This is a genomic window from Bacillus sp. CGMCC 1.16541 (assembly GCF_003184905.1).
Lineage (GTDB): Bacteria > Bacillota > Bacilli > Bacillales > Bacillaceae_H > Priestia.
In genome coordinates this window covers 30,518-43,989 of record NZ_QFRU01000021.1, presented here as the reverse complement: position 1 = coordinate 43,989, position 13,472 = coordinate 30,518, and the positions used below count along the sequence as shown (strand labels likewise).

Sequence of the window (13,472 nt, the reverse complement as noted above, 5' to 3'; positions counted from 1 at the left end):
GTCAAAGGGTAACAAACTCCTCTTTTGATACAAACCTACGTACCATTTCCTTATCTATCTCCACTCGATTTCGCCCCTTTTCCTTCGCTCGATATAAAGCTTGATCAGCACGTCCAATGAGTTTTTCAACGTCAAATTTGGTGGTAACTTGACCGATTGCAATACCGATACTAATTGTGACGTAAGGAGCAACAGTAGATTGCGTATGAGTAATCTTCAACCTACATATTTCTTCTCGTATTCGTTCTGCTAGTTCGTAGGCTTCTTGTTCACTTAGATGGAACATGGCCACCACGAACTCTTCGCCTCCAAATCGAGCAAGAATGCTAGTTGGATGCTGCACCTGAATTCTCATCGTTTTCGCTACACGTTTAATCACATCATCTCCTGCTAAGTGACCATAACAATCATTGAATTGCTTGAACGCGTCAATATCAATCATGAAAATAGAGACGTTGCTTGGCCCTGGGTTGAGTTGAATTTCCTGACTGACTCCTTCATGAAAGCCTCGACGATTTCTAATCCCTGTTAATTCGTCAATGAATGTCAGCTTTTTTAATTGCTCATTTACACTTGTCAGCTTGGCATTCATTTTTTCATTTTCTGTAATTTTAAATGCTAATTTTTCATTTGTTTTCATTAATAAAAGTTGGTGGTAAAAATTCGCAGAGTAGCTTTTATAAAGCATGCGCGAAGCAAGCCAACAGAAAAATAAAAAGACGGAGAGGTTCACATAGTGACCAAAGATTACCTCATTAGATGCTTGAAAGAACGGTAGTCCAATCAATAATACTGAGACAGGAAAGATATAGAGATAAAGAATCGTTCGATTTGATGCATGAAACAAAATGGACACACACATAAAATTAATTGCAAACGCCATCACATGTCCGTACGTTTTCTGGTCGAAAAGTGTCACAACAGAACCCCATGTTAAAAAGAACACTACTAATAAAAAAAGGCCCACTTGAAACCGGTCGTATTCCTTTTCTGTAGGTCGAGGGTTTTGTTCAAACCGTCGGACATACATAACCATGAACCCACTCATACCAAGGAGTAATAGATACATAAAAAGATACACATTCAGCACGACATATCCGTTTGATTTGTAACTGCTTGCTACATTCATCACAATTAAAATACTTTCAAATAAAATGACGATTGTAGCAAATAATTTAGATCGTTGAATATTCTCCTGAAACAAATGATCCGCTAATAGCTTCTTTTCTTCAGAAGTAGGCGTAAATTCATCAATGAACCTCATAGTTAACCTCATCATTTCATCGTTTTTATATCAATTATACAAAATAGTAAAAAAGTTTTGTATCTTTTTATCTAGTCTCTTATGAAGTCTTTTTACTACTCAACGTTTATATTCTCATAGCTGACAAGGAAAATACCTCTCTCCTTCTTTCTACCTCTTCACAAAAAAGTGACATTTTTTAGGTATAATGCGTCATTGTTGGAGGGAATGTTAAGAGATACACTAGATAGGAATGAACATTCATTCCTAAATGAAAGGCTGAAGATTGATGAGAACAACACCGTCAAAACGCGACAGTATTTTATCGAGCGCCCTGTTTTTATTTGCGGAGCGTGGGTTTGATGCGACAACAATTCCGATGATTGCGACATCTGCAGGTGTAGGAGCAGGAACGATTTATCGTTATTTTGAAAACAAAGAAGTACTGGTGAATGAGCTGTTTCAACAATATGTAGAAACTTTTACTCATACGATCCAGGCCGAATTTCCATATGATGGAGAGATTCGAAAGCAGTTTCAGTACATTTTTAATGCGATGATTCAGTTTACAACTGAAAATAGTCATGCACTCTATTTTATTCGAATGCATAGTGATGCTCATTTCTTAACTAAAGAGAGTCGTGACTGCTTCACTCAGTTACTCACGATCTTTATCACCTTTTTTGATGAAGGAAAAAAGCAATGCAAAATAAAAGATTTGCCTTCTTCCGTTTTAATGGCCATTATGTATGGAGCATTTCTTGAGCTTCAGCGTCTCGTTCGATCAGGTGAGATTGAACCGGAAAGTCATTTATTAACACAAGTCGAAGAAAGCTTTTGGGACGCTGTTCGATTGCATCAATAAGAGAGATCTCTCTCTTTATTCCATTAGGAATGAATATTCATTCCGTTTTTTCACTCTAAAAAATGAGGTGATTTTTTCATGAAAACATTACAATCATTACCACAGCCAAAAACATATGGACCACTAGGAAGCCTTCCGGTGATTGATAAAGAAAAGCCCGTTCAATCGTTTATGAAGCTTGCGAGAGAGCTTGGACCTCTTTATCGCTTTCAATCTCCTGGACGTGTAAGTAACTTTGTTTCAAGCGCTTCTCTTGCTGCAGAAGTATGTGATGAAACGCGTTTTGATAAAAAAGTAGGACCTGCGCTTCAAAAAGTGCGTGCATTTGGTGGAGATGGACTTTTTACAAGTGAAACGACCGAGCCAAATTGGAAAAAAGCCCACAATATTTTATTGCCTAGTTTTAGTCAACAAGCAATGAAAGGCTACCATGACAAGATGGTAGATATCGCTATTCAACTTGTTCAAAAGTGGGCACGTTTAAACTCAAATGAAGATGTTGATGTTCCTGAAGATATGACTCGTTTAACGTTAGATACAATTGGATTATGTGGGTTTAACTATCGATTTAATAGCTTTTATCGCGAAAATGCTCACCCATTTGTTCATAGTATGGTTCGTGCCTTAGATGAAGCAATGAACCAAACACAGCGTCTTGGTGTTCAAGATAAATTGATGATTAAATCAAAAAAACAATTTAATGAAGACATTACCTATATGTTTTCACTTGTGGACGACTTGATTGCTGAGCGAAAGAGAAATGGTGATCAGGGCGAAGATGACCTTCTCTCTCATATGTTAAAAGGCGTTGATCCTGAAACAGGTGAAGCTCTTGACGATGAAAACATCCGCTTTCAGATTATTACATTTTTAATTGCTGGTCATGAAACAACAAGTGGACTTCTCTCCTTTGCGCTTTATTTTTTAATGAATCATCCTGACAAATTGAAAAAAGCGCAACAAGAAGTCGATGAAGTGTTAGGTGACGCCACGCCTGGTTATAAAGCGGTGAAGCAGTTAAAATACATTCGCATGATTTTAAATGAAACGCTGCGCCTTTGGCCAACAGCTCCTGCTTTTTCAGTGTATGCGAAAGAAGATACAACACTACAGAATGAGTATGCAGTGCAGAAAGAAGACATCTTTACGTTATTAATCCCAGAAATTCACCGTGATGAATCGGTATGGGGAGAAGATGTGGAATCGTTTCTTCCAGAACGCTTTGAAGACCCTTCTTCTATTCCACATCATGCGTATAAGCCATTTGGAAATGGTCAACGTGCTTGTATCGGACAGCAGTTTGCTTTGCATGAAGCGACACTCGTTCTCGGGATGATGATTCAACACTTTGAATTTATTCCTAACGAAAAGTATGAGCTTGATGTGAAAGAAGCATTAACATTAAAACCAGAAGGACTCACGATGAAAGTACGTCCTCGTCGTTCATTGGCTTCTTTTTTAACGCCTCTTTCAAATGAGAACGAATCAAAGAAAGAATCAGTAAAGCAAGCCGATATCCCGACACACGGTACGCCATTACTCGTTTTGTATGGTTCCAACCTTGGCACAGCTGAAAGCTTGGCACGTGACTTAGCAGAGACCGGAAGAAAGCAAGGATTTGAAACGACTGTCGCACCGTTAAACGATTACGTTAATACGTTACCAACAGAAGGTGCGGTTCTGATGGTGTCAGCTTCTTATAACGGTCATCCACCTGATAATGCGCAGCAATTCGTCGAGTGGCTATCAGAAGTGGATTCAGTTGAGGGCGTTCGTTATGCGCTGTTCGGCTGTGGCGACCGTAATTGGGCTACAACGTATCAAAAAGTGCCAACATTCATTGATGATCAGTTAACGAAAAAAGGTGCAACTCGCATCTCTCCTAGTGGCTATGGTGACGCAAGCGAAGATTTTGAAGGGGATTATGAAAAATGGACGGAAGCGCTTTGGCCAAACCTAGCGGAGGCGCTAAACCTTGAATTCCATGATGGGGATACGTCTACAAGTTCGTTGTCCATGAAGCTTGTGAGCGGTGTAAGTGACACACCACTAGCTCATACACATGACGCATTTACTGCTGTTGTGAAGCAAAACCGTGAGCTACAGCATGCCAATAGCGAGCGAAGCACACGTCATATTGAGCTGACACTTCCAGAAGGCGCGATGTATCAAGAAGGGGATCATCTCGGTGTGATTCCACAAAATGCTGATGATCTTGTGAAGCGCGTGCTTTCTCGCTTTGGATTAGATCATCAGCAGTATGTAGTGCTCGAAGATGATGGAAGCTCGACTCACCTTCCAATAGAGAAGCCCGTTCGATTAGGTGAATTGCTTGCAAACTATGTGGAATTGCAGGAGCCGGCAACACGAGCACAGATTCGTGCAATCGCTGCCCAAACAGTATGTCCACCGCATGTTGTGGAACTTGAACAGTTACTCGAAGATGAGGTGTATAAACGAGACATTCTGCGCAAGCGTGTCACAATGCTTGAACTTATCGAGCAATACCGAGCATGCGAGATGCCTTTTGAACAATTTTTATCTCTATTACCACCATTAAAAGCGCGGTACTACTCAATCTCTAGCTCTCCTCTTGTTCATGAGGGTGAAGCAAGTATCACAGTAGGTGTGGTTCGTGGAGAAGCGTGGAGCGGAAACGGTGAATACAAAGGAACGGCTTCGAATTACTTAGCTAATCGCTCTGTTGGCGAGACGATTGCTTGTTTTATTCAAACACCACAATCTCACTTTCAACTGCCAGCTGATCCTGAAACACCGATGGTACTCATTGGACCAGGAACAGGGATTGCACCGTTTCGAGGCTTCATTCAAGCTCGTCGCATGTTAATGAAACAAGGAGAAGCGCTCGGACCGGCTCATCTTTATTTTGGGTGTCGCAACCCTGAGCATGATTACTTATACAAAGAAGAGCTAATGCAAGCAGAGCAAGAAGGACTCATCACGCTTCATACTGCATTCTCACGATGTGAAGGACAGCCAAAAATGTATGTACAGCACCAGTTAGCTAAAACAGGGAATGATGTGCTTCCTCTTTTAAAAGAACATGGCCGCCTTTACATTTGCGGTGATGGAAGTAAAATGGCTCCTGATGTTGAAAAGACGCTCATTAAAGCATATAGCAAGCTCTATAAAACAACAGAAGAAGAAGCTACAAACTGGTTACAACAACTTGAAACCGAAGGCCGTTACGCCAAAGATGTATGGGCAGGAGCTTAAAGACAAAAAAGAAGTGAACGATTGTGTTCACTTCTTTTTTATGATGTTAGCTTTTGGTAAGAACAACCTTGTTAGTCTTGTTGATAATTAATGCCGTATTCACTTGTCACTTTTTTCATCGTTTCATGATACTCTTTAATCGCTTTTGCGTATTCTTCGCCTTTTGCATTTGACTCATTAATTAGCCCTTTGTCCTGCTTTTCTAACGCTTCTTTTTCAAGCAACAGCGCTTCATAGTAAATGCTTGTCGCTTCTTCAATTTGAGCGGTGATTGGTTTTAATTCGTCAACCTTTACATCAAGTGATTTCGCTTTTTCAACCGCTTTTTCATACTCTGGAATGACGTCACTTGTTAACACAGCAAGCAACTCTGTATCATTTTTAAAATTCTCACCTGAAACCGTTGCTAATGCTTCATTTGCTTTTGTTTCATGTGTCGCAATTTCATTCATATCTTCGTTAATAAAATCCACAATTTCTTGCTGTTTTTCTTCATAAGATAATTCACTCTTTTTTGACTCGCTTGCAGATTTTGACTGCTCGTTACTCGTTTCTTTTTCAGTAGAATCATTACTACAGCCGACAAGTACGAGTAGAAGTGCAACGATGATTAAACTAAGTTTTTTCAATGAAACCTGTCCTCTCTGCTTGTTAAGATTCAATTAATGTTGGGTCGTTTTTAATAAACGCGTTACGACGCTTTAAATAGCGATGCTTTTGAAGAAATTTGATGACACTCATCATTAGAAGGCCCACTAATACACCTGAAAGTGCATACCATTCCACCACCACAATCATGCCAATGTATACAAAAAATGAGATAAAAAATAGCGAATATACTAAAAGCAGCATGATGTTAAAGGCTTGAAGTTGATAAATCCTCATTCTTTCTTCTTTCGGAGTCGATTGTTGGTTTTTTAACTGCGCGAACAGTTGAAACTCTGACCGTACAATCACATACGGTTCAATCAACCAATTAATGATTTTTTTCATCTGAATCGTTCCTTGCGCTTAATGATTTTAGTTTTTCTTTCATAAGCTGTTCGCCTTCAGATTCAAAACCTTTAAAAATCACTTGTTTAATTTGAACATGGTTAAAAAATACGTTCGTTTCTTCCGAGATATGTCCTTGTGGATAAGGACACGCAACATAATCCCATACCCCTTCTTTATCTGCTTGTTGCTGCATTCTTCCGTAAATCATAAGAGGTTGTACCATGATATCTAATAAGACGACTGTCCCGATTGGTAATAAATCGGTTCCTTTGTCAATGACTAAAGAATTAATTTCATTTGCCATAATCCCAGTTGCTCCTTTCAAACGAGGTTTCCCTATCAGTCTTAAGGAGAAAAGAAGCGGCTTTTATCTTACTCTTTTTCAAAACTGATGCCTAGCTTCACTCCGATTAAAAGACGAAGATCAATCATCGTTTCTTTTCCAATCTTCGCTTCCCCTCCTGCACCAAATGCAGAAGCACCAGCGGTTCCTTTAATGTTATAGTCAGTAAACGGTATTGGGATAATCCCTGAGATTTCTCCTTCTGCTACAGCTGCTTTGGCACCGAATCCAATTGAACTATTATCGACTCCTGCATAAGCACCTGCTTTTAAAATCTCACCTTTTGCTTCGACTCCCGTACGGCCCACATAGTTCACGTCTTTGTCCACTTGAGAACGTACTTCAGCACCGTATACCGTTCCTCCTGCTTTCACTAATGGAAGTACACTCTTTCCACCAATGCTTGCTTGCGCTTCAGCTTTTCCAATGTCTTGACTAAAGCTGCTATCAATCACGGCTGTGTCGTGCTGCACTCCTGTGTGAATTCCTGTTAGCGTACTACTTCCGCCAAGTTGACCGTCTCCGTCTAAACCTGACCAATCGTTTTCTACTTTACCTGCTCCAGCTGAAAATGTAAAATCACCATTTTCCACCGTCTCCCCAGCAAGATAGGTAGGCGCTGGCTCGACTTTTTTCTCAGCCGATATACCACTTGGCGCAAAATCCAAGCCTAACCAGTGATAAGGAGACGTCGCATGCGAATTCAATGCATAAATCGACTGTGTAGACTTATTGGCTGGAATCGTTCCATCTGTGAAGAAATACATAGGTGTTGAGCGGATACTAGCTAGTAATGAAGCATGAGCTGGACTCATAAATACTTGCAGTGGACTAAACTGTTCGAGCGCTCTTGGGTTCGTGCTAACTTTCGAGCCCATCTCTTCTATGTAAGTACTTAAAAGCTGTAGATCTCCCGTTAGTTCATTGAAAGATGACGTATTCTGCAAATCAAAACTGTCTAAGTGGCTCACTGTATCATTAACCGTATGTTTCGCTTGTAAAACTTGTTCATTAAACATCGTGTCATCTAACTGCTCAAGTGGAACGATATCTAGGATGCTTGAAATGAGCCGGTTCGCATCCATTGTGACATCATTTGTATAGTTTTGTATTTCAATTAGTTTATTAATAAGTTCCCCTTGAAGAAATTCCTGGCGAATAAATCCTCTTTCATCTGGTTCAAGAGAACTCAACCCATTTTTACACACGAATAACTTTGACTTATATGATGTGAGCACTTGTTTAAGCTTTAATAAAAATGGCTGATGGCAAGATTGATAGAAAAGCTTAATCGCCTCTGCCCCTTTTCCGTTAAACGAATCATTTGAGTTGATTAACTCAACGATTGACGCTTCAATGACTTCAAGACTTTCAACCTTTTCATCAATTGCCTGCATGGTTTCTTCAAGCGAAGCATGCAGACTTGAGACATCTAATACTTTCATTTCTCTACCTCCGCAACACCTTTTAACGACATGGAGGTTTTTAAGGACTCATCCGCTGTTTTCATTGCTTCTACAGAATGTCTAAGCATTCGTTCATTTTGAGCCAAAATCGCTTTGTAGCTTACCATCACCTTTTCAAGCAACGCGTTAATCTGTTCCATTTCCTCGACAACATCTAACTGATTATTTTTCACGACATCCTTTGGCAATTGGGGCTCAAAAGCAGATGAAGCAGTCTCCATCCCCTTTACAACTTGTTCAATGTCATTAAATGTTAATTTTATCTCTTTCATACTCATCACTACTTTACTATTAGGTTTTTTCGTTTTACAAAACATGTTATAAACGGAAACACCAACAATCTAAGGATTTGATGTTCGATAAAAATGTGAAAAGGTTATCTGATAACCAGCTCACTCTTCTAACAATTGCAGTTCGAGTGAATGAATAATCTGCTGAATCGATTCAATTTCGTTCTGTAATCGTTGCACCTTATTAATAATAATTGATAAAATATGAGCAAGTTGGTTTGATTCAAGATCTTGATAGAAGTGAAAAATCCCATCCGATCGAATATCTTGAAACCGCTCCGCAAGCGACCCTTGCCACGTAGCTGATGATAATTCTGGCGTAGTAATTGACCTTCGAAAGCTCCAAAATTCTTGCTTGATTCCTTGAAGCTGATTGTGACAATTCTGTAGTCGATCAAGCTGTTCTTGTTTCTCTTTTAAGAGTCCATAATAATGAAATAAAGACAACGCCCTATCCCCCTCTGTACACGTTCGCTTCTCTATATCTATGACTTATTTATCTTTACAAAAAATCATTTATACTATTTTTCTACATAAAATGCGCTTATCCTCTCACTAGATCTTCATCACTATATAAAAACCCATTTTTTCAAGGAAGAAACGTACTGATAAATAAAATAAATTATCAATCTTTTCAACTATAACATAGTTAAAAAATGTCAGAATGATGAAATCTATTTATTTTCGATTAAAATTTATGTAGGTTTTTTTGCCTATGTGGTTTCTAGAAGAAGAGTTTAATGAAAATATGGCATCCGTTTGGCGTCCAAGTTATAACAAAAGAGGTTGGGACATAAGTGTTTCAGTTGATAATATATTCGAACAATTTTGAGTTATATACTCTTTATAGTTCGGATATTCCCCAGTTTGAAAGACGAGTTTAAAAGAATAGTGGAATGGAGCGTAGGACACTCGACTCCTGCGGGAAATAGAGGAAAGACTGAGTCCCCGCAGGAAACGAGGAGACTCAGGGTCCTCTCCGCGGAAAGCGAGTGGCTGGAGCGAAATGGAACGAACTTGTTGTTGTAACATAACGATGATAGAAACGGTATTGTTCGTTTTTGAGAAGGAATCATTTCGTTATGTCCCACCCTCTTTAATTCACTCTCTTCTTATGTGCTTTTTTCGATGATTTCTTCTTCTCGTTACCTATCTCAATGTATCGAGGATAACTTTGATAAATGACTCCACCCCCACAAGCCATGAACGCAGCTGCGAAAATCCAACTTATGATGGATTCAGTTGAAAAGATGAAGAGACCTACACCTAAGAGATAAAATCCTAATAGTGACATAAAAGCTTGTTTTCCGTACATCAACACAAACATAAGAAATGCGAGTAATCGGACGAAAAGATTGCCTTCGTTTCCTTCTTTAAAGAAGTGAATGATGCATAATACGAAGTTCCATGGAACGATGATAAGGAGTCCAATCGTAATGGGAAGGTCGTCTAATCCTCGAACTCCCATACTATAGAGAAAATCGGCTATCACATTCCTTGCTCCTTGTTACTTTGAGGGTCAGATACAATCACTAATCTCTCCATAATCCGTCTTTTTTGATACAACATCGTTCCTGTTTCTGCAAGATCATTAATCATCGAACGGTTCGCAAATGCACCAAACAGAATACCCGCAACAGGAACCATTTGGAATAACTTTTTCCACCCGAATGATTCTGTGAATGTTAACGTGACTTCTCTCCAACCTTGCAATTGTGAAATGACTTCTGTTGATTTTCGTTCTTCATTATGAAAATCAGCAATTTCATTTAAAATCGCCTCTTTTCCAACCACATCCGCTGTAGAGAACTGTAGACATTTTAAGATAAAGACACGCTCATTTTTATCTTTCGGATCATACCCGTGAAGAATAGCAATCTCCTGAAGGGTTTTTAACGAAATGGCTAAAATTGCTGGAATATCAATCGCAAGCGTGAAAATCCCACCAATTCCGGTGCTAGCTCCTTGAACGGTGGCGGCGTTTTTACGATTTTTCGTTAATTCCAAGGAAGCTTTTTTCATGTCTTCAAGTGGGGCTTGCTGAACATCTGCTAAATCAAGAGTTGATATGCCTGTCTTTTTTTCGAAAAACTGCAGCACAGATTTCTCACTTGATAAATACTGCCCACCGTTTTGAATGTAATTTCCAAGCTCATCTAATAACATACCAATTTTCTTTTGAATAAACTTCGGTGTCACTTTATCGAGCATGCGAAACGGCAAGCGTGTGATCTTCTCCCAAAACCACACACCTTTTTGATCTTTTTCCCAGTTCTCAATCTCTTGTAGCTCTGTTAATAAATAGTCTTTCGTTTCCACGTTTTGTCACCTATCTTATTTTATTGGTTTATGTATGATGTGAAAGAACTTACGTTACAGTCATTCATCTTTCTTTTTATTTTCAAGGTATTTCCACAAGAAGTAAATCACCCACGCTCCTACAATTGCAAAGGTAGAAAACCCTTTCTTGTCTGTAGGAAGAAATAGAAACAGCAACACGGCAATGATGAGAAATGGTGGCATAATGAGTAAATACTTTTTTCGATCAACGTTCATACATGAACTCCTTTTTCCTTCTATATTTACTATGTTTTACGGATGAACCATATAAAGGTTTCATACCATTCTTCATTTCAATCATATGCTTGGAAGGCTCATGTGTTAAGTGAACACTGCCTTAAGGAAAATGTTGCTAAACAAAAAGAAAAAGAAGACGATACCTTCTAATAGGAAATAAGTCACAAAAACACGAGAGAAAGACAGCTAGCGTTCAATTGTCTTTTAAGAGGAGAGAAAAAATGAAGAAATGGCCAACCATTTTGTTGACGGCGTCTCTTGTGACGGGTCACTTGACGCTTTCACCCACCACTCATGCACAAGTAATCTATTCAGATGTAACCCAAACTCATTGGGCATCCGATGAAATTGAATTTTTGTATCACAGCGGGGTGTTAGATGGTTTATCCACTGATACGTTTCAACCAGGAAAACCAATCACGCGCATGGAAGCTGTTCAAATGATTATGAATGCTTATGAAGGAGACTATTCCATTGAAGTAACAGGTCCTTTGTTTCCTGATGTAACGGAAAATGATGATGGCTATTTAGACGTTGCCGCAGCGGTACAATTAGGAATTATTAGCGGAAAAACGAATGAAAATGGACAACCATTTTTTGATCCGAATGGTACTTTAACGCGAGCACAAATGGCAAAGATTTTAGCAAATGCGTTTAAATTAGCTGGCGTATCAACAAAAACATTTAAAGATGTTACCTCTAGTCACTGGGCGTATTCCTATATTCAAGCGTTAGCGAAGCACCACATTACAACCGGTTATGAAGATGGTCGATTCGGTGGCAATGATAAGCTCACGCGTGTTCAGTTCTCTGTCATGCTAGCAAGAGTTTTAAACGAAAAATTTAGAGACATTCCTGTCGTGAAGCCAAAACCACCTGCACCTGTTATGCCAACACCTGTTAATGGGGTTTATCCTGATGGCTGGAAAGCACCTATATTGCGTTCAGCTTGGAAGAATTCTGGCTCTTACACGACACAAAATATAATTGAAGAAGAACTAGGATTTGTGAGTTTATCAGGTAATTCTGTCGGCACATCGACATGGAAAACACCTGATAACCCAAGAGCAATCGATGTATACCGCAATCCATATGATCCATCTACTGTTGAGGTCGAAGTACGAATCAATGATTGGTGGAACGAGAAAAGCCCTTATGCATACCGCGTTCGTGTTATCGGAAAGCAGTTGTTTCACTATTTCTTTGAAAAAGATGCGGACAAAGTCTATCAATCTTTTAACACATTAACTGTCCCAGAAACGTTTACGGCGAACGGACGCAAAGTAGAAGCATATCTTTCTCACGGAGTAGCGCACTTAAAAATTTATAAACAACCAATGATTCCACCAACCGGGAATTTATATCCTGATGGGTGGCGCGCACCACAACTGCAGTCATCGTGGAGTCCTGATCCTGCCGTCAACTATGGTATTTTGGAGCGAGAACTTGGATTTTCAAATAACGGAAGTGCGTATGATATCTACGGATATCCTAAAATTATTCACGTCATGATGGAATCTAAAGATCATCCAATCGAAGTCAATTTTAAGTTTTTAGGATGGGAAGATTCGTCATTAAAACAATCTTATCGCGTGCCGATTATTACAAAAGAGTTATTTAAGCTTTACTTTGAAAAAGATGTGGATCGTGTGTGGAACTATTTTAACAAAAACGACATTCCTGAAACATTCATGGCAAACGGCAGAACCGTCAAAGCTTCTTATATTCCTGTTGATGGAAGTATTTATTTGCAGGTGGGGAGGAAGAAGAAATAAGCTAATGTTTATATGTCATTTGATGAAAAGGTAGGAGTCTAGTCTCCTATAACAAAAGAGAAGACAATAAAGGATAAATTCACATACAACAGCCCTTACCCATCTATCCATGCACTCCAGCAATGGATTTGATAGGCAAGGGCTGTTACAGTCCGAGCCAAATAGTGATGTTCTTCACCTCTTGTCGCTCAGTTTTTTAGACTTTCATTACATAGTCAGTATGTATCTCAACGTTATTCATTTGACTTTCCGAAGAAAGAATGGACTAAAGCTGCTACAGCTCCGTGAAATGCCTTCGTAAAGAGATTATCAAAGAAGAGAATGCCACTAATAATCATCACGAATAAATATGTATCTAAATTCGGATCATCTACATACATTTCTTTCGTTAAAAGGAAAGAAACAATTAAGGTAAAAAGTGGAATAAGAGCAGAACCTACTAGTAAACTAACGAAAAGTAATAATAGAGATATAAGCAACCAAATCAATGCTCATTCACCTTTCTGAGAAGATTGTCATAAAAAATTAGTGAATTCGCATAGGTCGTCTTGATGAAAGTTATTCTATGTGTAAACACTCTTTTTTTCGACAAGTGTATCATAAAATAAGGAGAAAAAGAACAAGGTTAACCAATCATATTCTTCTCTAAATAAACAGGGAGAACCAAGGCCTAAACCTTG

At 39.0% G+C, this 13,472-nt stretch carries 14 protein-coding genes; 3 read left to right on the top strand and 11 right to left on the bottom strand.

What is annotated here, in order from left to right; genetic code table 11:
- Position 1 precedes the first annotated feature (1 nt).
- Positions 2-1,264, bottom strand: coding sequence for a GGDEF domain-containing protein (locus tag DIS06_RS16245; protein ID WP_162596001.1), 1,263 nt, complete (start codon positions 1,262-1,264; stop codon positions 2-4).
- Positions 1,265-1,532: 268 nt separating this feature from the next.
- Here DIS06_RS16245 and DIS06_RS16240 point away from each other — a divergent pair, with 268 nt between their 5' ends.
- Entirely contained in the window at positions 1,533-2,108 is a 576-nt protein-coding gene (locus tag DIS06_RS16240; protein WP_110114280.1) for a TetR/AcrR family transcriptional regulator, read from the top strand.
- Positions 2,109-2,186: 78 nt separating this feature from the next.
- Complete coding sequence (locus tag DIS06_RS16235; RefSeq protein ID WP_110114279.1) at positions 2,187-5,345, top strand: bifunctional cytochrome P450/NADPH--P450 reductase; 3,159 nt, start codon at positions 2,187-2,189, stop codon at positions 5,343-5,345.
- Positions 5,346-5,416: 71 nt separating this feature from the next.
- Here DIS06_RS16235 and DIS06_RS16230 read toward each other — a convergent pair whose 3' ends face one another.
- From DIS06_RS16230 to DIS06_RS20210, 9 genes are all read right to left on the bottom strand, one after another.
- Positions 5,417-5,974, bottom strand: a complete 558-nt coding sequence (locus DIS06_RS16230; protein ID WP_110114278.1) for a hypothetical protein — start codon at positions 5,972-5,974, stop codon at positions 5,417-5,419.
- 22 nt (positions 5,975-5,996) lie between these two features.
- Positions 5,997-6,338 carry a hypothetical protein gene (locus DIS06_RS16225; RefSeq protein ID WP_110114277.1) on the bottom strand — a complete coding sequence of 114 codons (342 nt, stop codon included), beginning with the start codon at positions 6,336-6,338 and terminating at the stop codon, positions 5,997-5,999.
- Positions 6,322-6,645 (bottom strand): DUF4176 domain-containing protein, encoded by a 324-nt coding sequence (locus tag DIS06_RS16220; RefSeq protein ID WP_110114276.1) that lies wholly within the window; start codon positions 6,643-6,645, stop codon positions 6,322-6,324. The genes DIS06_RS16225 and DIS06_RS16220 overlap by 17 nt, the downstream gene beginning before the upstream one ends.
- 68 nt (positions 6,646-6,713) lie before the next feature.
- A complete protein-coding gene (locus DIS06_RS16215; RefSeq protein ID WP_110114275.1) occupies positions 6,714-8,129 on the bottom strand; it encodes an LXG domain-containing protein in 1,416 nt (471 codons plus the stop codon).
- On the bottom strand, positions 8,126-8,422 hold the full coding sequence (locus DIS06_RS16210) for a DUF5344 family protein (protein WP_162596000.1): 297 nt from the start codon (positions 8,420-8,422) through the stop codon (positions 8,126-8,128). Before DIS06_RS16210 ends, DIS06_RS16215 begins: the two co-directional genes overlap by 4 nt.
- Before the next feature lie 120 nt (positions 8,423-8,542).
- On the bottom strand, positions 8,543-8,887 hold the full coding sequence (locus DIS06_RS16205) for a YwqH-like family protein (protein WP_110114273.1): 345 nt from the start codon (positions 8,885-8,887) through the stop codon (positions 8,543-8,545).
- Between the two features lie 649 nt (positions 8,888-9,536).
- Positions 9,537-9,932 carry a hypothetical protein gene (locus DIS06_RS16200; protein WP_110114272.1) on the bottom strand — a complete coding sequence of 132 codons (396 nt, stop codon included), beginning with the start codon at positions 9,930-9,932 and terminating at the stop codon, positions 9,537-9,539.
- Positions 9,929-10,759 carry an EcsC family protein gene (locus tag DIS06_RS16195; protein WP_110114271.1) on the bottom strand — a complete coding sequence of 277 codons (831 nt, stop codon included), beginning with the start codon at positions 10,757-10,759 and terminating at the stop codon, positions 9,929-9,931. Before DIS06_RS16195 ends, DIS06_RS16200 begins: the two co-directional genes overlap by 4 nt.
- Before the next feature lie 60 nt (positions 10,760-10,819).
- Positions 10,820-10,996: a hypothetical protein gene (locus DIS06_RS20210; protein ID WP_162595999.1), complete on the bottom strand. Its 177-nt coding sequence runs from the start codon at positions 10,994-10,996 to the stop codon at positions 10,820-10,822.
- Between the two features lie 242 nt (positions 10,997-11,238).
- Between DIS06_RS20210 and DIS06_RS16190 the strand changes: the two genes are divergently transcribed.
- Entirely contained in the window at positions 11,239-12,792 is a 1,554-nt protein-coding gene (locus DIS06_RS16190) for an S-layer homology domain-containing protein (RefSeq protein ID WP_110114270.1), read from the top strand.
- A gap of 233 nt (positions 12,793-13,025) precedes the next feature.
- Here the strand turns inward: DIS06_RS16190 and DIS06_RS16185 are convergent, their stop codons facing one another.
- Positions 13,026-13,280 carry a hypothetical protein gene (locus DIS06_RS16185; RefSeq protein ID WP_110114269.1) on the bottom strand — a complete coding sequence of 85 codons (255 nt, stop codon included), beginning with the start codon at positions 13,278-13,280 and terminating at the stop codon, positions 13,026-13,028.
- Between the last annotated feature and the right edge of the window lie 192 nt (positions 13,281-13,472).